This window comes from Amycolatopsis orientalis DSM 43388 (genome assembly GCF_000411975.1).
Classification (GTDB): domain Bacteria; phylum Actinomycetota; class Actinomycetes; order Mycobacteriales; family Pseudonocardiaceae; genus Amycolatopsis; species Amycolatopsis orientalis_D.
Genome location: NZ_ASXG01000058.1, coordinates 23,869 through 45,678, shown reverse-complemented (window position 1 = coordinate 45,678; position 21,810 = coordinate 23,869). Strand labels below are relative to the sequence as shown.

General features: G+C 70.4%; 24 protein-coding genes. 12 read left to right on the top strand and 12 right to left on the bottom strand.

What is annotated here, in order from left to right; translation table 11 throughout:
* Positions 1-20 precede the first annotated feature (20 nt).
* A complete protein-coding gene (locus tag L942_RS09915; RefSeq protein WP_037357861.1) occupies positions 21-1,628 on the bottom strand; it encodes an ABC transporter substrate-binding protein in 1,608 nt (535 codons plus the stop codon).
* 214 nt (positions 1,629-1,842) lie between these two features.
* Between L942_RS09915 and L942_RS09910 the strand changes: the two genes are divergently transcribed.
* From L942_RS09910 to L942_RS09895, 4 genes are all read left to right on the top strand, one after another.
* Positions 1,843-2,574 (top strand): FadR/GntR family transcriptional regulator, encoded by a 732-nt coding sequence (locus tag L942_RS09910; protein ID WP_037357859.1) that lies wholly within the window; start codon positions 1,843-1,845, stop codon positions 2,572-2,574.
* Positions 2,575-2,593: 19 nt separating this feature from the next.
* Entirely contained in the window at positions 2,594-3,130 is a 537-nt protein-coding gene (locus L942_RS09905; protein ID WP_051165849.1) for a GNAT family N-acetyltransferase, read from the top strand.
* A gap of 94 nt (positions 3,131-3,224) precedes the next feature.
* On the top strand, positions 3,225-3,956 hold the full coding sequence (locus L942_RS09900) for a sugar phosphate isomerase/epimerase family protein (protein ID WP_037357856.1): 732 nt from the start codon (positions 3,225-3,227) through the stop codon (positions 3,954-3,956).
* The gene (locus tag L942_RS09895) at positions 3,953-5,047 is read left to right on the top strand and encodes a Gfo/Idh/MocA family protein (protein ID WP_037357852.1); all 1,095 of its coding nucleotides are present in this window, start codon (positions 3,953-3,955) and stop codon (positions 5,045-5,047) included. Before L942_RS09900 ends, L942_RS09895 begins: the two co-directional genes overlap by 4 nt.
* Positions 5,048-5,294: 247 nt before the next feature.
* Here the strand turns inward: L942_RS09895 and L942_RS09890 are convergent, their stop codons facing one another.
* Positions 5,295-5,891: a TetR/AcrR family transcriptional regulator gene (locus L942_RS09890; protein WP_037357849.1), complete on the bottom strand. Its 597-nt coding sequence runs from the start codon at positions 5,889-5,891 to the stop codon at positions 5,295-5,297.
* Positions 5,892-5,992: 101 nt separating this feature from the next.
* Between L942_RS09890 and L942_RS09885 the strand changes: the two genes are divergently transcribed.
* Positions 5,993-7,162: an MFS transporter gene (locus L942_RS09885; protein ID WP_037357846.1), complete on the top strand. Its 1,170-nt coding sequence runs from the start codon at positions 5,993-5,995 to the stop codon at positions 7,160-7,162.
* Position 7,163: 1 nt separating this feature from the next.
* Here the strand turns inward: L942_RS09885 and L942_RS09880 are convergent, their stop codons facing one another.
* From L942_RS09880 to L942_RS09870, 3 genes are read right to left on the bottom strand one after another with little or no spacing between them, the layout of a single operon-like run.
* Positions 7,164-7,619 (bottom strand): hypothetical protein, encoded by a 456-nt coding sequence (locus L942_RS09880; RefSeq protein WP_037357843.1) that lies wholly within the window; start codon positions 7,617-7,619, stop codon positions 7,164-7,166.
* Positions 7,616-9,025, bottom strand: coding sequence for a sensor histidine kinase (locus L942_RS09875; protein WP_037357840.1), 1,410 nt, complete (start codon positions 9,023-9,025; stop codon positions 7,616-7,618). The genes L942_RS09880 and L942_RS09875 overlap by 4 nt, the downstream gene beginning before the upstream one ends.
* Positions 9,022-9,714 carry a response regulator transcription factor gene (locus L942_RS09870; protein WP_051165847.1) on the bottom strand — a complete coding sequence of 231 codons (693 nt, stop codon included), beginning with the start codon at positions 9,712-9,714 and terminating at the stop codon, positions 9,022-9,024. The genes L942_RS09875 and L942_RS09870 overlap by 4 nt, the downstream gene beginning before the upstream one ends.
* A 199-nt stretch (positions 9,715-9,913) precedes the next feature.
* On the opposite strand from L942_RS09870, the gene L942_RS09865 reads away from it, so the two are divergent.
* Positions 9,914-10,465 (top strand): D-alanyl-D-alanine carboxypeptidase family protein, encoded by a 552-nt coding sequence (locus L942_RS09865; RefSeq protein WP_037357837.1) that lies wholly within the window; start codon positions 9,914-9,916, stop codon positions 10,463-10,465.
* On the opposite strand, the gene L942_RS09860 is transcribed toward L942_RS09865, so the two are convergent.
* Together L942_RS09860 and L942_RS09855 are read right to left on the bottom strand one after the other, a co-directional pair.
* A complete protein-coding gene (locus L942_RS09860; protein ID WP_037357972.1) occupies positions 10,462-11,670 on the bottom strand; it encodes an RNA polymerase sigma factor in 1,209 nt (402 codons plus the stop codon). The two genes, L942_RS09865 and L942_RS09860, sit on opposite strands and share 4 nt — an antisense overlap.
* On the bottom strand, positions 11,667-12,038 hold the full coding sequence (locus L942_RS09855; protein WP_037357834.1) for a YciI family protein: 372 nt from the start codon (positions 12,036-12,038) through the stop codon (positions 11,667-11,669). The genes L942_RS09860 and L942_RS09855 overlap by 4 nt, the downstream gene beginning before the upstream one ends.
* Positions 12,039-12,204: 166 nt before the next feature.
* Here L942_RS09855 and L942_RS09850 point away from each other — a divergent pair, with 166 nt between their 5' ends.
* Entirely contained in the window at positions 12,205-12,573 is a 369-nt protein-coding gene (locus tag L942_RS09850) for a VOC family protein (RefSeq protein ID WP_037357832.1), read from the top strand.
* Between the two features lie 20 nt (positions 12,574-12,593).
* Here L942_RS09850 and L942_RS09845 read toward each other — a convergent pair whose 3' ends face one another.
* Complete coding sequence (locus L942_RS09845) at positions 12,594-13,100, bottom strand: EXPERA domain-containing protein (RefSeq protein ID WP_037357829.1); 507 nt, start codon at positions 13,098-13,100, stop codon at positions 12,594-12,596.
* Positions 13,101-13,151: 51 nt separating this feature from the next.
* On the opposite strand from L942_RS09845, the gene L942_RS09840 reads away from it, so the two are divergent.
* Entirely contained in the window at positions 13,152-13,988 is an 837-nt protein-coding gene (locus L942_RS09840; protein WP_037357826.1) for a DUF1295 domain-containing protein, read from the top strand.
* Positions 13,989-14,127: 139 nt separating this feature from the next.
* On the opposite strand, the gene L942_RS09835 is transcribed toward L942_RS09840, so the two are convergent.
* Positions 14,128-14,796 (bottom strand): TetR/AcrR family transcriptional regulator, encoded by a 669-nt coding sequence (locus L942_RS09835; protein ID WP_037357823.1) that lies wholly within the window; start codon positions 14,794-14,796, stop codon positions 14,128-14,130.
* 140 nt (positions 14,797-14,936) lie between these two features.
* On the opposite strand from L942_RS09835, the gene L942_RS09830 reads away from it, so the two are divergent.
* A complete protein-coding gene (locus tag L942_RS09830; protein WP_081655013.1) occupies positions 14,937-15,788 on the top strand; it encodes a 3-hydroxybutyryl-CoA dehydrogenase in 852 nt (283 codons plus the stop codon).
* 19 nt (positions 15,789-15,807) lie between these two features.
* Entirely contained in the window at positions 15,808-16,962 is a 1,155-nt protein-coding gene (locus L942_RS09825; RefSeq protein WP_037357819.1) for an acyl-CoA dehydrogenase family protein, read from the top strand.
* A gap of 226 nt (positions 16,963-17,188) precedes the next feature.
* Here L942_RS09825 and L942_RS09820 read toward each other — a convergent pair whose 3' ends face one another.
* The 3 genes from L942_RS09820 to L942_RS09810 form a co-directional block, all read right to left on the bottom strand.
* Positions 17,189-17,734: a DUF6069 family protein gene (locus tag L942_RS09820; RefSeq protein ID WP_037357817.1), complete on the bottom strand. Its 546-nt coding sequence runs from the start codon at positions 17,732-17,734 to the stop codon at positions 17,189-17,191.
* A gap of 45 nt (positions 17,735-17,779) precedes the next feature.
* On the bottom strand, positions 17,780-18,373 hold the full coding sequence (locus tag L942_RS09815) for an HdeD family acid-resistance protein (protein ID WP_037357815.1): 594 nt from the start codon (positions 18,371-18,373) through the stop codon (positions 17,780-17,782).
* 88 nt (positions 18,374-18,461) lie between these two features.
* The gene (locus L942_RS09810) at positions 18,462-19,595 is read right to left on the bottom strand and encodes a cytochrome P450 (RefSeq protein WP_037357814.1); all 1,134 of its coding nucleotides are present in this window, start codon (positions 19,593-19,595) and stop codon (positions 18,462-18,464) included.
* Between the two features lie 89 nt (positions 19,596-19,684).
* Here L942_RS09810 and L942_RS09805 point away from each other — a divergent pair, with 89 nt between their 5' ends.
* Positions 19,685-20,779 carry a TetR/AcrR family transcriptional regulator gene (locus tag L942_RS09805; RefSeq protein WP_037357812.1) on the top strand — a complete coding sequence of 365 codons (1,095 nt, stop codon included), beginning with the start codon at positions 19,685-19,687 and terminating at the stop codon, positions 20,777-20,779.
* 74 nt (positions 20,780-20,853) lie between these two features.
* Complete coding sequence (locus L942_RS09800) at positions 20,854-21,780, top strand: transcriptional regulator (RefSeq protein WP_037357810.1); 927 nt, start codon at positions 20,854-20,856, stop codon at positions 21,778-21,780.
* Positions 21,781-21,810 lie beyond the last annotated feature (30 nt).

The window sequence follows — 21,810 nt, the reverse complement described above, 5'->3', positions numbered from 1 at the left end:
GCATTGCTACTCACGAGCTGTCAGACCGGTTTGGCCTGGTTGAGGTAGATGCCCGGGTAGCCCTGGGCACGCACGCCGCTGATCGCCTTCGGGTCCCAGGCGGTGCCCATCTGCGTGAAGACGATCGGGTAGATCACCGCCTGCTCGGAGATCTGGTCGAGCAGCTGTTGGTACAAGCCGCTGCGCTTGGCCTCGTCGGTTTCCGCGGCGGCCTTGTCCTGGAGTGCCAGCAACGCGTCGGTGTCCGGGCCGCTCCAGCGCGCGTACCTCGTCATGAGCACCGATTGCGCGTCGTAGTAATAGCGGACCAGCAGGTCCGGGTCGTTGCCGAACTGCAGCGGGTTGTTCGTGGTGGCCACGGCCTGGAAGTCGTCGCCGTTGTCCAGTTTGGAGAACAGCGCCTTGGTGTCCTGGGAGTCCAAAGTGGTCTGCACGCCGATCGCGTCCCAGCCCTCTTTGATCACCTTGACGCAGTCGAGCACGAGCGAAGTGTTCGTGGTGGACAGCGAGATCTTCAGGCCGCTGACGCCGGCTTCGGAAAGCAGCTGCTTCGCCTTTTCCGGGTTGTACTCGAAACTCTGCGCCGCGGGCTGCGAGCCGGGCAGCTTCGGGTTGATGAACGACGTGCCCGCGGTACCGGTGCCGCGCAGGCCGATCTCGATCATCTTCTTCTTGTCGATCGCGTAATGCAGGGCCTGCCGGACGCGCTTGTCGGCGAACGGCGGGTGCTTGGTGTTGAAGAGCAGGAACAGGTTGTTGCCGCCGTCGGCGAATTCGACCGTGCGGCCGGCTTTGCGCAGCTGCTCGGCGTTGGCGGGCGGGATGTTCTCCGCGATCTGCGCGTCCGGCTTGGCCCCGGAGATCGCCGCCACTCGCGGTGCGGAATCCACAATGGACTTCCACAGCATCTTGTCGTACGCGGCCGGGCGCGGGCCGTTGTAGTCGGCGAACTTCTCGAACGAGGTGTGCGACAGCGGGGCCTGTTCGGTGATCTTGTACGGCCCGGAGCCGACGACCTTGCCCGCCGCCGCGGCCTTCCAGTTGTTCTCGAACACGTGCTTGGGCACGATCTTGCAGATCTGGATCCGCTGCAGCGCGTACGGGAACGCGAACTTCAGCTTGAACTCCACGGTCTTCGCGTCGACCTTGGTGACCGACTCCAGCCACTGCGAGAAGAAGCTGTGGATGAGCACGTTCTCTTTCGGATCGAGCACGCGGGCGTAGGTGAACACGACGTCGTCCGCGGTCACCGGCTGTCCGTCGTGCCACTTCGCGCCGTCGCGCAGTTCGAAGCGCATGGTGGTGCTCTTGAGATCGGCCGGCAGCGCCTTGGCCAGGCCGGGGAACGGCTCCCGGGTGATCGGGTCGCCCTCGACGAGCGATTCGTAGCTGTGCAGGATGGCCGCCATCGCGAACGCCGACGCGGTTTGCAGCGGGTCCCAGGTCTGGTTGTTGCCGTACCCGATCACCGCGGTGACGGAGCCGGACGAAGCGCCGGTCTTGTTGGTCGACGCGGGACCGCCGCACGCGGCGAGCGTCGACGAAACCGCGGCCGCGGCCCCGGCGAGCCCGGCGTAGCGCAGCAGTGCGCGCCGGTTGAACGAAGTCCCCATGGCGGTTCGGGACATGGCGTCTCCTGACTTGATGCGGTGTTCCACCCAGAAAGCATCGAGAAGTAGGACGTGGGACGTCCTATGACTTGGCCGGAACCCTAAGTCCCGTTCCGCGCCCGGTCAAGGGGCGCGTTCCGGCCCGCGCGGTGCGGCGGCGCGAGCCGGTCATGACGTAGGATGTCCTCCGATGGCGACGTGCCAGTGCAAGAAAGACATCCGGGAGACACGAGTGGCGCGCCCGCAACGCAGTGAAGAGATCACCAAGCAGATCATCGACCTGATCGTCGACCGGCAGCTGCCGAGCGGCGCGCCGATGCCGACCGAGCTGAGCCTCGCCGAGGATCTCGGGGTCAGCCGGAATTCGGTCCGGGAGGCGGTCAAGGCGCTGCAGGCGCTCGGCATCGTCGAGGTCCGGCACGGCTACGGCACGTTCGTCGGCTCGGCGGGTTCCGAGGCGCTGCAGACCTGGCTGCTCTTCCGCACGCGCAGCCGCGGCAGCTCCGACGCCGGGCGGTTGCGCGACCTGCTCGAGGTCCGCGAGATGATCGAAACGGAGCTGACCAGCCGGGTCGCCCGCGACCACCGGCCGGAGCTGATCGGTCAGCTGCAGGCGTGCGTGGCGCGGATGCGCCGCAAGGGGCCGGACGCGGCGGCAGCCGACCGCGAATTCCACGACCTCATCTGCGCCGAGGCGGGCTTCGACCTGGCGCGCGAGCTGACCGGCTTGTTCTGGGACGTCTACCGGGCCGCGGAGGCCGAAATGGGCGGGCCGGTGTCGTCGGGCACGGCCACCGCGAAACGGCACCAAGCGATCGTGGACGCGCTCGTCAGCGGCGACGCGGAAGCGGCCGCGCACGCGGTGCACCGGCACTTCGACGAGGTGCGCAAGCGCGCGAAAGCGGGCCGCTACGGCGGTTTCGGCGAGGCGCGGCCCGCGGTTTCCGGTTCGGCCGCCAGCTGACCGTGGTTAGTCTGGACAGGTGACCCCGGAGATCGCTTTCCTGCCGCCGTCCGCCGCTGAAGACACCGCGTTGGTGGCCGCGCTGACCGATCTGGTGAACACCGTCTACGCGAAGGCCGAGGCGGGATTGTGGGCCGGTTCGGCCGATCGGACCAATGCGGGGGAAATGGCCGGACTGGTCCGTTCGGGCGAGATCGCGGTCGCCCGGCTCGACGGTGCGGTGGCGGGTTCGGTCCGGATCCAGCGGCTGGCCGAGGATCTCGGGGAGTTCGGTTTGCTCGCCGCCGCGCCGGAGGTGCGCGGCGCGGGGATCGGGCGGGAGCTGGTCCGGTTCGCGGAGGAGCACTGCCGGGCCCAGGACTGTACGCGGATGCAGCTCGAACTGCTGGTCCCGCGCGAGTGGACGCATCCGGCGAAGGAGTTCCTCGCGCAGTGGTACACCCGGCTCGGGTACCGGGTGGTGGAGACCTCGACCATCGACGGGCCGCATCCGGAGCTGGCTCCGCTGCTGGCCACCCCGTGCGATTTTCTGATCTGGCACAAGGATCTCGGCTGATCCTTCCGGCGGGTTTTCCGTCCGGTTCTGTCCTGGTGTCAATTCTGACCAGGTGGTAGAAATTGGCCAAAGCCCTCTACCGCTGGGAGCTGGCATGGGTGGACCTTCGGTGCAGCTGTACTCGGTGCGCGACGCGTTCGCGGCCGATCCGGACGAGACCTTGCGGCGGCTGGCCGCGATCGGGTTCCGCCAGGTGGAGCCGTACGGCGTCGTGGAGAATGCCGAGGCGCTTCGTGCCGGGCTGGCGGCACACGGGTTGAGCGCGCCCACCGCGCATGCCGCGCTGGTCGGCAAGGACCAGGAGGCGGTGTTCGCCGCGGCCCGGGAGCTGGGGATCGGGGTGGTGATCGAGCCGCTGGTTCCGGCGGCGCGATGGGGAAGCTTGGCGGATGTCGCCGATACCGCGTCGGCGCTCAATGCCGCGGCGGAGGTGGCTGCCGGGTACGGGATCCGGGTCGGGTACCACAATCATTGGTGGGAGCTGGAATCGCGGATTTCCGGGCGCAGCGCGCTGGAGGCTTTCGCGGAGCGGCTCTCTCCGGCGATTGTGCTGGAGGTTGACGCTTACTGGGCGACTGCGGGCGGCGAGGACGCGCCCGCGTTGCTGCGCCGGCTGGGTGAGCGGGTGTGCGCGATTCACGTGAAAGACGGATCGCTTGCGGTGGACGCCACCGGGCAGGTGCCTGCCGGGCAAGGGCGGGTGCCGATGGGGGACGTGCTCGCGGCGGTGCCGGGGGCGTTGCGGGTCGTGGAATTCGATCAGCACGAGGACGTTTTCGGCGGGATCGCGGAGAGTTTCGCTTATCTCGCCGGGGTGGGCGCGTGACCGTCGGTGTCGGGGTCGTCGGGGCCGGGTTCATCAGCGATGCGTATTTGGAGAATTTGACCGCGTTTCCGGATCTTCGGGTCGAGGCGGTCGCCGATCTCGACGTCGAGCGGGCCCGGGCGCAGGCGGCGAAGTACGGCGTTCCCCGGAGCGGTTCGGTCGCGGATTTGCTGGCATTGCCGGACGTCGAGATCGTCGTGAATCTGACGGTGCCCGCGGTGCACGTCGAGATCAGTCTCGCGGCGGTGGAGGCGGGGAAGCACGTTTGGACGGAGAAGCCGATCGGGCTGGATCGGCAGACTGTGCGGAAGCTTCTCGACCGGGCGCGGGAGAAGGGGGTGCGGGTGGCCGGGGCGCCGGACACCCTTCTCGGCGCCGGGCACCAGACGGCGTTTCGCGCGCTCGAGGCCGGGCGGATCGGGGAGCCGGTCACGGCGTTGGCGTTGTTTCAGACGCCCGGGCCGGAGGGGTGGCATCCCGCGCCGGAGTTTTTGTTCCAGGCGGGCGGCGGGCCGTTGCTGGACATCGGGCCGTATTACCTGACGCAGTTGGTGCGGGTGTTCGGGCCGGTGCGGAAGGTGACCGGGGCCGGCGGGCGGGGGCGGGCGACTCGGGTCATCGGGTCCGGGCCTCGGGCGGGGACGGAGTTTCCGGTTACCGTGCCTACTACGGTCGGGGCGTTGGTGGAGTTTGCGCGCGGCGGGAGTGCGCAGGTGTTGTTTTCGTTCGATTCTGCGGTGCGGCGTACCGGGTTTGTGGAGGTTTCCGGGGGGTTGGGGACCGCGGTTTTGCCGGATCCCAATCGGTTTGACGGATCTACTGTGTTGCATTTGGCCGGGGGTGCGGGGGAGGAGGAAGTGGCTGCGGTGGGGCATGGGGCTTCACGCGGGACTGGGGTTCTCGAGTTGGCTCGCGCGGTTCGGGGCGGGGTGCCGGAGAGGGCTTCGGGGGAGTTGGCCTTTCACGTGGTGGACGTGATGGTGGCGGTTGAGGAGTCGATGGAGCGCGGGGCCGGGGTTGAGGTGGACAGCCGGGTGGAGGCGGGGGAGTTGTTGCCGGTGGGGTGGGATCCGTTTTCGCGGACGTTGTGAGGGGCGGCTCGTCGCCCTGGCGGGCGACATTGCTGTGGTGAGTGGCGTGGCGCACCCCGAAGCCCGAGTGTGCTGACGGTCTTGGGGTGCTTGTCAAGGCGGGAAAGCGTGCCTTGACAAGCACCCCAAGACCGCAGGGAGGCTTCGTATCGGGGTGCAGGGCCAGGGCTGGGTGCCTGGATCGTTGAGTGCGGCGGCTGCGGTTCGAGGGTGTGGCGGCCGATTGGGTTAGATCTTCGGATTTCGCCTATTCCGGGAACAGGGGGACGGTCAGGAGAGTTTGCACAGAGAGGCGGAGGGAGCCGACTACATCTACTTGCGTGGGGGTGGTGAGCCACTGGACCTGGAGGCCGTCCATCAGTGCGATGAAGGTGAGCGCCGCCAAGTCCGGGTCTATGCCGGGGCGGAGTTCGCCGGTTTCGGCGAGCGCGTGGAACGACTGGGCGATGCTGTCGCGGGCCTCGCGGTAGTGGCGGGCGAAGTAGGCGTGCGCGGGGTGGTCCGGCGAGACCGCTTCGGCGGCGAGGCGCGAGTACAGGTCGACGATGCCCCGGTGGCGGGTGTTGTACTCGGCCAGCGCGATGAAGCGGCGCAGGACTTCCAACCCGGGCGGGGCGGTCAGTCGTTCGCGGACGGCGTCCTCGGCGTCGCGGCGTTCCAGGACCGCGGCGAGCAGGGCTTCCTTCGTCGGGAAGTGGTACAGCAAGCCGGCGTGGGTGATGCCCGCTCGTTTGGCTATTTCCCGCAGCGACGACGCGTGGTAGCCCGCCTCGCCGTACACCGCGGCGGCCGCCGAAACGATGTCGTCCCGGCGGATTCTGCCCTTCAGATAGCCCTCGCTCACGGGGCGGCGATCGGGTCGGCATCCACGCGCCCATCATGCCCCAGCCCCGCCCGCGTCCGTGTTCCCGCCTGGACCCGACCCCCGAAGAGGAGCCGAGCCCGATGACCGAGCTTTCCCCGCCCCCGGTGCTGCCCCGCGCGGCCCGCGTCGCCACCTGGACCGTGTTCGCCCTGTGCGGGTTCGCGGTCGGCATGTGGGTGGTGCACATCCCGGTGATCGAGCGCGCGACCGGCGTCTCGCACACCGCGCTCGGGGCGCTGCTGCTCGTCTTCGGCGGATCGGCGTTGATCGGGATGCAGGTCACCGGGCCGCTCGCGGACCGGTTCGGGCATCCGCGCGTCGTGTCCGTCGCGGGAGTGCTCGTCGGGGTCGCGGTGGTGCTGCCGGGGGTCGCCGCGAACTGGTGGACGCTCGGGCTCGCGCTCGCCGCGTTCGGGTTCTTCAACGGCTCCCTCGACGTCGCGATGAACGCGCACGCGGTGGTCGTCGAGCGCGCCTATCCGCGGCCGATCATGGCGGCCTTCCACGCGATGTGGTCGATCGGCGGGGCGATCGCGGCGGTCGTCGGCGCGGCGGTGCTGGGCGCGGGCGTGCCGACGCTCGTCTCGCTCAGCGGCACCGGTGTCCTCTGCATCGTGGTTTCGCTGGTGGTCCGCCGGTATCTGCTGGACTCGTCGGAGGAGACCGCCGAAGAAACCGCCGAGGAAGCCAAACCGGTCCGCACCCCGCGGCGCGTCGTGTGGCTGCTGGGGCTGCTGGCCTTCGCGCTGATGCTGTCCGAGGGCGTCGCGAACGACTGGGCCGCGCTCTACCTCCGGGACGGGCTGGGCACGTCGGAAAGCACCGCCGCCCTGGCCTACGGTTCGTTCGCGGTGGCCATGACAGTCGGCCGGTTCGCGACCGACCGGGTCGCCGCGCTGGCCGGTCCGGTCGCCGTGGTCCGGTACGGGAGCGGGTTGGCCGCGCTGGGGCTGGCGATCGCGTCGCTCGCGCCGTGGGTGCCGTTGTCGCTGTGCGGCTGGGCGCTGTTCGGGCTCGGGCTTTCCGGGGGCGTCCCGCAGCTGTTCACCGCGGCGGGCAACCTCGACAAGCGGGCGTCGGGGGCGCTGATGGCGCGGGTGGTCGGCCTCGGATACGTCGGGCTGCTCGCCGGTCCGGCGATCATCGGCGGGCTGGCGCACTGGGTGCCGTTGAACGTCGCGTTCCTGCTGCCGCTCGCGTTGTGCGTGGTGGCGGTGGCGTTCGCGTCCGCGATGAAACCGCGCGGGTGAGTCAGCCGCCGCAGGCTCGCGGCGGCAGCTTCTGGCCTCCGCCGGACAGCGTGACCGTTCCGGACGCCCCGCCGCCCGCCGCGACCACCGTGCAGACGAGCTGCGCGATCGCGTTCGGCGACAGTTCCCGGACGTTGACGCCGATGGCCGCCTCGCCCGTCCCGACGGCGATCGGCTCGAACGACGGCGGAAGCTCCGTCGTGTACCCGCTGGCGCGTTCGTCCTCGTCCGGGCCTTGCTCCAGCGCGCGGACCTGGTCCGCCGCCCCGTCGCCGACGCCAGTGCGCACCACCGGCTCGATCTTGCCGTTCAGCACGAAATACACCGTCGCCGCGTTCTCGACGTTCCCGTTCGCCGGACCGCTGGGCGCGTTCTCCCCGACGATCACGCCGCTGGGCCGCACCCCGCAGCCGCTCGCCAGCACCAGCACCGCGAGCAGCGCCAGCAACCGTTTCACCGTCGCACCTCCCGGGGCAGCCACAACGTGAACACCGCACCGCCTTCGGGCCGGTTCCCCGCGGTCAGTTCCCCGCGGTGCAACCGAGCGTTTTCCCAGGCGATCGCGAGACCGAGCCCGCTTCCTTCGGACCGGCTGCGCGCGGTATCCGCCTTGTAGAACCGGGAAAACACGTGCGGAAGCACCTCCTCGTCCAGGCCCGGGCCGGAGTCCTCGACGGCGAGGGCGATCCCCGCCCGGTCGCCCCGCAGCCGCACCGTCACCGGTTCCGCGCCGTGCCGCAGCGCGTTCCCCACCAGATTGGCCACGATCACGTCCAGCCGGCGCGGATCGACCCGCGCCCGGATCCCGTCCGGCAGATCGGTTTCCACCGCGAAGCCCCGCGCCCGCAGCGTCGCCCGGACCGCCTCGGCCACGTCGACGTCGTCCGCTTCGAGCGACGCGGTGCCGGAATCGAACCGGGTGACCTCGATCAGGTCGTTCACCAGCCGCGCCAGGTTGTGCGTTTCCTGGCTGACCAGCCGCACCGCCTCGCCCGCCGCGTCCGGCAGCCGCTTCGCTTCGGCGTCGAGCATGTCGGTCACCGCGGTCATCGCGGCCAGCGGCGTGCGCAGTTCGTGCGACACGTCGGCGACGAATCGTCGTGCGTCGGCTTCCATCCGGCGCAGTTCGCCGACGTGGCGTTGCAGCGACTCGGCGGTCGAGTTGAACGTCTCGGCGACGCTGGCCAGTTCGTCGCTGCCGCGGACGGCGATCCGGGCGTCGAGGTCGCCCGCGCCGAGGCGGCGAGCGGCCCGCTGCAGCTCGCCGACCGGCCGCAGCACGCTGCCGGCGGCCAGCACGGCGAGGATCAACGCCACCACCAGCGCGGCGCCGCCGGCAAGCCACGCGTCCCTGGCCAGCCGGTTCACCGCGTCGATTTCCGCGTCGAGATTGCGCAGCTCGTAGACCTCGATGCCGGACGGGACCGTCGGATTCCGCCGGTCGCCGGTCGAGACCAGCAACGGCGCGCCCAGCAGGAGCTGGGTCACGCCGCCGACGTCGACCCGCTGCCACGCGACCCGGCCGGAGCGCACCACCTCCCGCAGCTCCGGCGTGATCACCGAGGCGGGCAGGTCGCCCGCGCTGTGGCCGCCGCTGGTCACCAGCGCGGAGGTCTTCCGGTCGTTCAGCCGGTCGGCGGCCGCCTGCAACGTGTGCGGGTCCACCGGTCGCCGGGGGAGCGGGTACAGCTGCTTGAGCTGGGTGGTCATCTCGACGGCGGCGTTGTCCTGGGTGCGCTGCAGGATCCCGTTCCGGGCCTGCACGTAGCCGATCCCGGCGACGGCCAGCGCGGTGAACACGCTCAGCAGCGCGAACGCCACGAGCAGCCGGGTGCGCAGCCCGCGCAGCCGCCAGCCGGTCACAGCGGCCCGAAGCGATAGCCGAACCCGCGCAGCGTCTGGACGTACACCGGTTTCGCGGGGTCGTCCTCGATTTTCGCGCGCAGCCGCTGCACGCACGCGTCGACGAGCCGCGAATCGCCGAGATAACCCTGGTCCCACACGGATTCGAGCAGCTGCTGGCGGCTGAGCACGCGGCCGGGCGACGAGGACAGCTCCAGCAGCAGCCGCAGTTCGGTCGGCGCGAGCCCGATCACCGTGCCGTGCTTGCTGACCACGAGACCCTCGCGGTCGATCGTCAGGCCGCCGTGCCGCTCCGGACCCGGTTTCGCGTTCGGATTGCGCGGCTCGCCGCCGGTGCGGCGCAGCACCGCGCGGATGCGCGCCTCCAGCACCCGGGCCTGCGCGGGTTTCACCACGTAGTCGTCGGCTCCGGCTTCGAGCCCGGCCACCACGTCGATGTCGTCGTTGCGCGCGGTGAGCATGATGATCGGCAGGTCGCCGGCCGCCCGGATGCGGCGGCACACCTCGAAGCCGTCCATCCCGGGCAGCATCAGGTCGAGGACCACGACGTCGGCCGCGTCCCCGGCGAGCCGGGCGAGGCCCTCCTCGCCGGTCTCCACCGCGTCGACCGTGTGGCCCTGATACGTCAGGGCCAGCCGCAGGCCATCGCGCACGGCCTGGTCGTCTTCGATCAGCAGCACCCTCGGCATGTCTCCCACTATCGCAGTCCGCCCGCCCGGCCGCCCGGACAGTCCACAGCGGACAACCGCGCTCCAGCCTGCCTGGCCGGGATCCCCGCGCGGTGCGTGCCGTGTCATCGTTCGGTAACAGCGCTGCCGTGGGGAACTGTTACAGAGCTGTCAAACTCCGTGCGCAGTGCGCGCACACTGGGGCCCGAAAGTGGAGCCCATGATCGAGTCGCTTCGCCGGTCCCGGGTCTTCGCGGCCGTCACCCGCCTTCTCGCGGTGGCGTTGCTCCCGGCAGCCTCCCTGCGTTTGCCCGGCCGCGGCCGGTACCTGGCCTGCCAGTGGGCGCTCGCGATGCGATACCCGGCCGAGGACCTCACCGGCCTCAGCGAACCGGCCCGCGCGGCCTTCACCGCGGCCCGCACCGAGGCGTTCTGGCGGGACCGCCAGCTCATCGGACTCACCTCCGGCCATCGCGACGCCGCCCGCCAGCACCGGTTGTTCGCCGAAGAAGTGCGCCGGACCGGCTCCGTCGCCGCGGCTCGGCGGCGAGTGCTGCCGCCGCACGAATCGGCGCACGTCCGGGGCACCGCGCTGGACGTGCGGCCGGTCGAGGGCGCGGCGTGGCTGGAACGCCACGGGCGGGCGTACCGGCTGTATCGCCGCTACGACAACGAATGGTGGCACTTCGAGTACCACGCGGACACCGTGCCGATGCGGTTGCCGAACCCCGACGCACTGCGGCCGGTCGCGCTCGCGCGAGCCGCCGGCTAAGGCGAATTTCTCTGCGCGGCACGGGATTCCAGGTACTTTCGCTCTGGGACGCTGAGCGTTTTCCGTGCCGCGGAACGGTAATAGACCCGGGCTTGCTCGGGTTCGCCCGCCAGATCGAGCAGATGCGCGCGGACGACGTCGACGCGATGGTGCTCGTTCAGCCCGGCGATCTCGTCCAGCTGCCGCAAACCTTCGCGGGCCCCGCGGACCATGGCGACCGGCACGATCCGGTTCAGCGCGGCGACCGGACTCGGCGCGATGGCGAGCAGCAGGTCGTAGAGGGCCAGCAGCTGCGGCCAGTCGGTGTCCTCGGCGCGGGCTGCCCCGTCGTGCACCGCGGCGATGGCGGCCTCGAGCTGATACGGCCCGAGCGGGGCGCTGACCAGCGTTTTCCCGAGCAGGTCGAGCCCCTCGGCGATCGCCGCGCCGTCCCAGCGGGTGCGATCCTGCTCGGCGAGCGGCACGGCGGTGCCGTCCGGCCGGGTCCGCGCGGGCCGCCGGGCGTCGGTGAGCAGCATGAGCGCCAGCAGCCCGGCGACCTCGCCGTCGCCGGGGACCCGCGCGTGCAGCTGCCGGGTCAGCCGGATGGCTTCGGCGGTCAGCTCGACCCGGTTGACGGCGGTTCCGGAACTGGCGGTGTGCCCCTCGGTGAAGACGAGGTACAGGACCTGGCGCACCGCAGCCATCCGCTCGGCCCGTTCGTCCGGCGGCGGCATCCGGAACCGGGCCCCGGCAAGCCGTTTCTTCGCCCGGTTGATCCGCTGGCTCACGGTTTTCTCCGGAACCAGCAGCGCCCGGCCGATCTCCGCCGTGGTGAGGCCGCCGACCGCGCGCAGCGTCAGCGCGATCTGCGACGCCTCGCTGAGTTCGGGGTGACAGCACAGCATCAGCAGAGTCAGCGTGTCGTCGTCGGCCGGCACCAGTTCGGGCTGCGGCACCGCCAGCGCGGCCGCCGTGTTCTCCCGCTGCCGACGGGCGGATTCGCTGCGCTCGATGTCAATGCGCCGACGCGCGGCCGCGGTGACCAGCCAGCTCTTCGGGTTGTCCGGCAGACCCTGCTCGGGCCATTTCAGCGCGGCGGACAGCAGTGCTTCCTGCACCGCGTCCTCGCAGAGCGTGAAGTCCCCGAACCGGCGGCAGACGGCGGTCAGCACCTGCGGCGCGAGGTCGCGCAGGAGCTGTTCGAAGCCGGGCGGGGAAGTCAGAGATCCAGCTCCTTCACGTTGCGGACCGGCCGCACCTCGACCTTGCCGTAGGCCGCGTCCGGCACCCGGGCGGCGATGTCCAGCGCCCGTTCCATGCTCTCGCAGTCGACCAGGTAGAAGCCGACCAGATGCTCCTTGACCTCGGCGAACGGTCCGTCGCTGGCCAGCGGTTTCCCGCCCCGCACGGTGACGCACTTGGCCTCGGCGGGATCGGCCAGCCCGTCGCTGTGCACCAGTTCGCCGGACTCCCGCAGCGCCCGGTCGAGCGCGAGGTGGCTCCGGCCGAACTCGGCCTTTTTCTCGTCCGGCAGCTCCTCCCAGAGCGCCCGGAACCGCGGGTTGCTGTGGATCATGATCAGGTACCGCACGACGGCCCCCTTCGAAATTTTTCGCCGCCGGTGTCGCCTCGCGGACTCCGGCTCCGACGTCCCCCGTGCACAGGTCAGCTGAAGAAGGAGCATAGCCGTGCGGAAGCTCGGTGCCGTACCGCCCGAAGCAGCCCTGACCGTTTTCCAGCGTCTTCAGGAGGCAGAAATGTTCGATACCAGCAAGGCATTCAGCGGTTTCTCCGTGGACGACATCCCGGCCGCGCGGCAGTTCTACGCCGAGACGCTCGGCATCGAGGTCACCGAAAACTGGGGGATGCTGCGCCTGCGGCTCACCGAAGGACGCGAAGTGCTCGTCTATCCGAAGGGGGACAAGCACGTCCCGGCCGAGTACACCGTCCTCAACTTCCCCGTGGACGACATCGACCAGGCCGTCGCGGATCTCGGCGCGGCCGGGGTTTCCTTCGAACCGTTCGACGGCGTCGACGAAAAGGGCGTCTTCCGGCTCGGCGGCCCGCTGATCGCGTGGTTCCGCGATCCGGCCGGCAACATTCTTTCCGTCGTCCAGGAGAGCTGAGCCCGGAACGTCCACAGTGGTCAGAAGCGCCGGGCGAACGGCAGCGGCCGGCGCATCCGCACCAGGAGCAGCAACGGAATCAGCACGTAGGGGAGGTTGAACGCGAGGAATTTGCCCGGGTTGCCGGTGCGGGTGGCCGGGTCGCCGAAGAACTCGACGCCGAACACGACGATCCCGGTGAGGGTGGCGATCATCGTCGCGTAGATCACCGCGAACAGCTGGATCCCGTTGCGGCCGCGGAGGAGGCACCACACGAGCACGACGTAGAACGGGAGGTAGCCGAACGCGGAGAGCCCGGTGACGATGCGCATCCAGTCCGGCGGGTGCATGAACAGCGGGTCGGCGTCGTGGGCGTACCAGTAGTTGGAGTCGACGAAGAAGTTGCCGGTCGGCCGCGAGAAGTCGACGCCGATCGTCGGCAGCAGGTCGCTGATCAGCGACGTCACGGCGAAGACGGAGAAGATCGCCGCGAAGAAGACGTCGATCTTGCGCTCGCGCAGCGGCAGGTTCGCCGTCGTGGTGCCCATCGGCGGATTGTAGGGCGTCGCCCCGGCGATTTCCGCAGTACAGTCGCGGGCATGAACGCGTTCCAGGTGTGTCTCTGGGTGTTCGCGGGCGTCTGCGCCGGCTGCTGGCTGCTGTCGGTGCTCACCAGGGAGTACTCCTGGGTGGACCGGATCTGGTCGGTCGTCCCGGTGGTCTACACCGGGATCTTCGCCGGGCACGCGGGGTTCGCGGACGCGCGGCTGGACCTGCTGTTCGCGCTGGTCTTCCTGTGGGGCGCGCGGCTGACGTTCAACTACGGCCGCAAGGGCGGTTACGCGCCGGGCGGCGAAGACTACCGCTGGGCGGTGCTGCGCGGCCGGATGGCCCCATGGCAGTTCCAGCTGTTCAGCCTGTTCTTCATCACGCTCTATCAGAACGCGCTCCTGCTGCTGATCACGCTTCCCGCGTGGACCGCGCTGGACCATCCGGCACCGCTGGGCGGCGCCGACGTCGTGCTGGCCGTCGCGTTCCTGGCCTGCCTGGCCGGCGAAACGATTGCGGACCAGCAGCAATGGAACTTCCACCAGTGGAAGAAGCGCGAGACGGCCGCCGGGCGCACTCCCGACCCGCGGTTCGCGCAGACCGGGCTCTTCCGGTTTTCCCGCCACCCCAACTTCTTCTTCGAACAAGCGCAGTGGTGGCTGGTGTTCCTGTTCGGCGTCTCGGCGGCGGGCGCGGTCAGCTGGACGATCGCCGGGGCGGTCCTGCTGACGGCGCTGTTCGTCGGCTCGACGGTCTTCACCGAGAGCATCACCCTCGGCCGCTACCCGGAGTACGCGGACTACCAGCGGCGCGTTTCGCCGATCGTGCCGTGGTTCCCGCGCCGGGCCGGCCGTCGCGGGAGCGCCGTCGGGTCCACTTCGGACTGAGCGCCGGCCGCGCTGTGACTGCCCTTGCGTTAATGTCGTGAACCTTCCCGGTGCCCGATGAGTCGGACCCCGGAACGCCCGATGAGCGACGAGGGCTGGCACGGGGCCGGGGTGCGGTTCGACGAGGCGTGGCAGCCGTTCAGCTGAGCGTGCCCTCGTCGCCGAGCAATTTGCGCAGCCCAGGCAGGACCGCGGAAAGGTCTTTGCCAGTACGGAAAGCGACGACCGTCGTCTCCGTCTCGCCGGTGTTGCCGAACAGCGCCACCGTGTCCGCCATCGCGGCGTCGAAGGCGGCTTCCGGATCTGTCGTCTGTCCGCGCAGCCATCGGCGAAGCACGTGGTTGTGCGCGGTCACCACGGCCGCCGCCATCAGTTCGGCGCGCAGGGCGGTTTCTTCGCCGCCGCCCATCCAGCGGTGGACGAATTCCTGGAACAGCCGTTGATACTGCCGCGTGCCCGCGATTTCCCGCGCTCGCAAGGCCGGAACACTGCGGGTGAGCCGGTACCGCGCCAGTGCCAGGTCGCCCTCCGCGACGTAATGCCGCAGCACCAGCCGCGCGGCTTCGGTGACCGCGACGATCGCCGTGCGCGGGTCGGAGCCGGACAGCCGCGCCTCGATCGCGCTCAGCAGCACCTCGTGGTCCGGGAAGATCACGTCCTCTTTGGACCGGAACGCGCGGAAGAACGTGCTGCGCCCGACCCCGGCGCGGTCGGTGATGTCGTCGACCGTCGTCTGGTCGTAGCCGCGCTCTTCGAACAGCGCGAACGCGGCCTCGGTCAGCCGTTGCTTGGCCGGTTTCTCGGGCATCGGGCCACCTTTCGCACGCACGCTCCGGCCAGCCTAATCGTGCCCGGCCGGCGGCGAGCAGGGTGACGTGGGCCACCCGGCTCTCGCCTACTGGCCGGTACTGAGTACCGTGATGATGAAACCAAGTACCGGAGGGATGGGTGAGGCACGTGGAGCTCGTCGGCGTGGTCGGCTGCGGCCAGATGGGGGCGGGGATCGCCGAGGTGTGCGCCCGGGCCGGGCTGGACGTCGTGGCGGTCGAATCGAGCCGGGCGGCCGCCGACGCGGGCCGGGCGCGGCTGGAGGCGTCGCTGGGCCGGGCCGAGCGCAAGGGGAAGATCGCGTCCGCGGCCGACGTGCTGGAGCGGATCCGGATCACCGAGAACCTCGACGACCTGGCCGACCGCACGCTCGTCGTCGAAGCGATCGTGGAGAACGAGGCGGTCAAGGCGGAGCTGTTCGGGAAACTGGACAAGATCGTCGCCGCGCCGGACGCGGTGCTGGCCTCCAACACGTCGTCGATCCCGATCATGAAGCTGGGCACCGCGACCGAGCGGCCGGCGCAGGTGCTCGGCATCCACTTCTTCAACCCGGTCCCGGTGCTGCCGCTGGTCGAACTGGTGCCGAGCCTGCTCACCGGCGACGAGACCACCGGCCGCGCGCGGAAGTTCGCCGAGGAGACCCTGGGCAAGCACGCGATCCTCTGCCAGGACCGCGCCGGGTTCGTGGTGAACGCGCTGCTGATCCCGTTCATCCTCGCCGCCGTGCGCATGCTGGAGTCCGGCTTCGCGACGAAGGAAGCGATCGACGAGGGCCTGGTGCGCGGCGCCGCGCACCCGCAGGGTCCGCTCGCGTTGGCCGACCTGATCGGCTTGGACACCACGAAGGCGGTCGCGGAATCGCTGTACGAGGAGTTCAAGGAGCCGCTGTACGCGCCGCCGCCGCTGCTGGCCCGCATGGTCGACGCCGGCCTGCTCGGCCGCAAGACCGGTCGCGGCTTCTACACCTACTGAGTTCCGCGAGGAGATCCCGATGAGCTTCGACCTGTTCAAGATCAACGAAGACCACGAAGCGATCCGCGAGGCCGTGCGCGCGGTCGCCGAGGAGCAGATCGCCCCGCACGCCGCGGAAGCCGACGAGCGCGAAGAATTTCCCAAGGCGTCCTACGACGCGCTGGTCGCGTCCGATTTCCACGCCCCGCACGTGCCGGAGCAGTACGGCGGCGCCGGCGCCGACGCGCTGGCCACCTGCATCGTGATCGAGGAAGTGGCCCGCGTGTGCGCGTCGTCCTCGCTGATTCCCGCGGTGAACAAACTCGGCAGCCTGCCGCTGATCCTGGCCGCGAACGAGGACGTCAAGGCGAAATACCTGCCCCCGCTGGCGTCGGGCGAAGCCGGATTCTCGTATGGACTGTCCGAACGCGACGCGGGCTCGGACACCGCCTCGATGCGGTGCCGCGCCACCCCTTCCGGCGACGACTGGATCCTGAATGGACAGAAGTCGTGGATCACCAACGCCGGATTCTCCGAGTACTACACGGTGCTGGCGGTCACCGACCCGGACGGCCGCCGCGGGGCCAACGTGAGCGCCTTCGTGGTCGAGAAGTCCGACCCGGGATTCTCCTTCGGAGCCAAGGAAAAGAAACTGGGCGTCAAGGGCTCGCCGACGCGGGAACTGCTGTTCGACCAGGTCCGCATCCCCGGCGACCGCATGGTCGGCGAGCCGGGCCAGGGCTTGAAGATCGCCCTGCGGACGCTCGACCACACGCGCGTGACCATCGCCGCGCAGGCGGTCGGCATCGCGCAGGGCGCGCTGGACCACGCGCTGGGGTATGTCAAGGAGCGCAAGCAGTTCGGCAAGCACATCGCGGATTTCCAGGGAATCCAGTTCATGCTGGCGGACATGGCGATGGCCGTCGAAACGGCGCGGCAGATGGTGTACACCGCCGCCGCCAAGTCGGAACGAGGCGACGACGACCTGTCGTTCTTCGGCGCGGCGGCCAAGTGCCATGCTTCGGACGTGGCGATGAGGGTGACCACGGATGCCGTTCAGCTGCTGGGCGGCTACGGGTACACACGGGACTTCCCGCTGGAGCGCATGATGCGCGATGCCAAGATCACCCAGATCTACGAAGGCACGAACCAGATCCAGCGGCTGGTGATGGCTCGGCAGCTGCTGAAGGGCTGAGGGTTCTTTTCGAAGCGGCACCGTCGATCCGGCGGTGCCGCTTTTTCGTGCGCTCAGGACGACGGCTTGTGCTGCCGATCATGCCGCCTCTGTGCGGGAATCGTCCCGGTCGTTCGGGCCGGGGCCGGCCATTCCTCCATGATCGGCCTTCGGCCGGCGGAAGAAAGCGGCAATCGGGGTGGAATCCGATCCGCCGTCCGGATGGTTCGCGAGATCCCGGAACGACTCAGCGGTCGTAATAAGTAGTCGGCCCCTCCGGCCACTGCCGCGTAGGCGGAGGCGGCTGCTGGTCCGACCGGCTGCTCCGCTTCCTCCGGTGCAACGTCCGCGCGCTCGCCGCCATGCTGCTCACCAGCGAAGCGATCACCAACCCGATCACCAGGTTGATCGCCGCCGTCGCGATTTTCGCTTCCATCCCCACCGTCAGGGTGAGCGGAAGGACCACGGCGATGGCCGTCACCAGCACCATGATCCAGCCGAAGAACTGCCCCGGCGCGGGGGTCGCCACGCTCAGCAGGTGCATCAGCCCGGTCGCCAGCAACGCGACTGCCGCGGCCGAGACGGCGTACGTCGGCGTGCTCGCCTTGCCCCACAGGCCGTCGCCCTTCGGGGCGAGTACCGGCACATCGAAGATGCCTCGCGCGATCAGCAGGCCCACCACCGCGACGAGCGCCGCCACGATCGCGGTGGCCACTCCGCCTGCCCACAACCTGGCGGCGTCGATGCCTGGCCGGGTGTCCTCCCCGTAATTGCCGGGGTACTGCTGCACCATCGGGCGGTCCTTCCGTCGCGAAACCGGTCGCTGCCGATTGTCCCGCTAGTTGGGCTGCTCCGCTGGGTCGGCGGACTTCGCCAGCGAACGCAGCCGGAACGACAGGACCACCAGGGTTACCCCGTAAACGACCGCGTAAATCCCGATCAGCAGCGCGACGCCGTACGCGCCCGCGATCGGGTGGAACAGCACCAGCACCCCGGCGACCACCGAAAGCGCGCCGGCGACGATCAGGAACGCCTCGCCGGTGATCTGCTTGCGCAGCCGGATCGCGGCGGCGATTTCCATGATCCCGGTGACCACCGCCCACGCCCCGACCAGCGTCGCCAGCACCAGCACGGTCACCCCGGGCCACACGAGCGTCATGATCCCGGCGATCAGGCCCAGCACGCCGAGCAGCGCGTACGCGATCCGGTGCGCGCCGTCGCCCGGCCGGAACGCCTGCAGGAGCGCGCCGACCGCGTCGATCAGCACGTAGATCCCGAACAGGAAAGCCAGCGCCAGCACGGTGATCCCCGGCCACACCAGCGCCAGCACGCCGAACAGGACGCCCAGGATCCCGCGCGTGAGCACGAGCGGCCACGCGCGCCGCGGGTCGATGACCGCGAAGCCGAGGACGGGCGGAATGGGCGTGGACATCGGGTGCCTCCCGGGGGTGTCGTGCTGACCTGGCGAAACGGTAGCCGGACGCGGGCCGCGCCGCCGGGACCTCACCCGATCGAGGGCCTCACCGCGCGACCGTCAGCCCGGCGAGCCGCCACGTCCCGGGATCGGGCACCCGCTTCGCCTCGAGCACCCGCAGTCCGGGGAACCTCTCCAGCAGCGCGGTCAGCGCCACCTCCGCCTGCACCCTCGCGAACGACGCGCCGAGGCAGAAATGCGGCCCGTGCGCGAAACCGAGGTGCGCGCCCGCCGAGCGGCGGACGTCGAAGCGGTCCGGATCGGCGAAGACGCGCGGGTCCCGGTTCGCCGCGGCGATCGACGCGGTCACCGGCTCGCCCGCGCGGATCCGCACGCCGTGCAACTCGAGGTCTTCGGTCGCCCGGCGGGGAATCGTCAGCAGCTGCGAACCGCAGCGCGTCAATTCCTCGACCGCGCCCGGCCACAGTTCCGGTTCCGCGCGCAGCACTTCGAGCTGACCCGGGTGCGACAGCAGGGTCTCCACGGAATTGGCGAGGAAATTCGCCGGAGTCTGCCCGGCCAGCACGAGCTGCCAGACGAGCGCGACGGCTTCCGTTTCGGACAAGCCCGCACTCGTCAGATGTGCCAGCAGCGCGCTGTCCGGATGCGCGACCAGCGACCGCGAGCTGTCGATGATTCCGGGCACGGCGGTGGCGAATTCGTCGCCGGACACCTGGACGACCGCCGCGCCGTACTGGTGCCAGCGCGGCCGTTCGGCCTCCGGCACGCCGACGAGCGCGCAGATGACCTCCATCGGCAGCGGCCGGGCGAACTCGGCCAGCAGGTCGACCGGGTCTTCCGCGGGCAGCGCGTCGAGGTAGCGGGCGACGATTTTCTCGATCTCCGGACGGAAGTCCAGCGCGCGCCGGGCGGCGAACGCCGGCGTGGCGAGACGGCGCAGCCGGGCGTGTTCGGCTCCTTCCATCTCCTGCATGGTCCGCAGGTAAGGCCGGCAGTGCTCGGGGACATCCGGCCGCTGGTAACTCGCCTCGCTCAAGGCGAACCGCGGGTCGGTCAGCATCGCGCGGGCTTCGGCGTGCCGCGTCAGCACCCACATCGGCGGGAAGCCGGGGCCGGTCAGCCGGGCCAGCGGGCCCTGCTCGCGGGCGGCTCCGTAGGCGGCGAACGGGTCGCTCGTGACGGCCGGATCGGTCAGGTCGAGTTCGGGGACGGGGGACACGGAAGACCTCCAGATGGTCATTTCAGATGATCTCATCATATGAATGATGGGGATATCTTGGCAAGGAAGGCGGACCGGGAGGACTCACGATGGCGCGGCTCACCAGGGCGCAGACGCAGGAGCGCAACCGGGCGAAGGTGCTCGCCGCCGCGCGCGAGGAGTTCACCGAGCGCGGGTTCCGCGACGCCAAGATCGACGTCATCGCCGAACGCGCCGAGCTGACCCGGGGCGCGGTCTACTCCAACTTCCCCGGCAAACGCGCGCTCTACTTCGCCGTCCTCGCCGCCGAAGCGGAGCGGTTCGCCGCCCAGCCGCCCGAGCCGGATCCCGGCCTGACGTCCGCGGAAGCGCTGGGCGCGTTCGCTCGCGCCTGGGTCGCCCGGCTGCCGCTGGCCACCGACCCGGACGCGCGGCTCGGCGTCGACCTGCTGCCGGAGATCCTCGCCGACGAACTCACCCACCGGCCCTACGCGCAGCTGCTGCGGTTCGACGCGATCGTGCTCGGCCTGGCGCTGGAACGGCTTTCGCCATCGTCTGGACGGCTGGTGCGGGTGGCCGAGGGGGCGTTGACGATGCTGCACGGCGCGAGTCAGCTCGCCGCGGCGGCACCCGGTTTCGGGGAGCCGTTCAACGTCGTGCGCGCGTGCGAAGCGTTGCCCTCTCTAGGATTAAGCGACACCTGGCCGGAGCCGCCGATCGTGCCGCAAGCGCGGGCGGCCGGGGAACCCTGGTCTCCGCCGGAAGTTTTCGACGCCCTGCGCGCGCGGCCGGTGCGCATCGACGGCGACGGAGTGGTCGCGGTGCTCGGCCTGCACCGGCTGTCCGCGGTGGAGGAAGCCTTGCGGGCGGCCGAGGACGTCACGCTGGTCGTGGTGACGGGTCAGCCGGGCGAGTTGGCGCCGTTGACGAATCTGGTGCTGGCGGACCTGCGCGGCCTGCTGAACCGGTCGTGCCCGGAATCGGCGTGGCCGGACGTCCGCGTGCTCGTGGACGAGACCGGTGCGGTGGCCGCCGCGGCGGGAGTTTCCGCGGTGAGCGACGCGACCGAGACGGCGATCCGCGTCCACAATGGACAGATCGTGCTGCGCGCGGAGGGCTTCGGCGCCTGCCACGCCGCCGCGACGAGCCCGGTCCCCGCCGGTCCCGGGGAAGACCGGCGGGAGCCGTCGGCGGAGTCCGCGTAAACCCTTCCGAGGTCGGTGGACAGGGACGGCGCCGCGGCAGATAGTGGAGCGAAGATCGCCCGAAGGGAGCGGCGATGACCGAGATCGCTCCGGTGCTGCCGGCCGACCGGCAGTTGCGCAGCCTCCTGCGGCACGGCACGTTCGCGCAGGTGCTCGACCACGCGCTGAACACCCGGGGGCTGAGCCTCGAACAGGTCCGGCGGCGGCTCGCCGGACAGGGGGTGCGGGTCAGCCGGGCGGCGCTGAGCTACTGGCGCCACGGCCGCAGCCGTCCGGAACGGGCCGAATCGCTGCGCGCGGTCCGGGCCCTGGAAGCGGTGCTCGGCCTGCCGCCGGAATCGCTGGTTTCGCTGCTCGGCCCGCCCCGGCCGCGGGGCAGGGGAGCGGCGGCGGAACCGGAGGCCATCGACCGCACGCGGCTGTGGCCGGCGCATCGTCCGCTGCTGGCGGAGCTCGACCTGCCGCCGGACAACCTGCTGCGCCGCCTCGACGTGCACGAGCACCTGCGGGTGGACGAACACCGGACGCTGACCGAGGTGCGCACCCGGCTGGTCGTGGAGGCCACCGCCGACCGGGTGGACCGGTGCGTGGTGTTCCTGTGGGCCGAGCAGTCGGCTCCGGCGCTGCCCGCCGAGGTGCGGTACTGCCGTCCCGGCCGGGTCCGGGTCGATCCGGAAGCCGGGGCGACGGTCTGCGAGCTGCTGCTGGACCAGCGGCTCGCGGCGGGCGAGCGCAGCGTGCTCGAGTACACCGCGGTCTATCCGCCGGGACCGGAGCTGACCTTCTACCACCACCGGTTCACCCGCCCGGTGCGGCAGTACCTGCTGCAGGCGGAGTTCGCCGGGGCCCCGCCGGCCACCTGCGTCCCGTTCCGGCAGAACAGCTTGCAGGCGCCGCGCCGTCCCGGTCCGCCGCTGTGGATCGGCGCTTCCCGGACCGCGCACCTGGTGCTGACCGACGTCCGGCCGGGCATCGCGGGCCTGGCCTGGGAATGGGCTTGACCGGCGGTTCCCGCGCGCCCGGGAACCGCC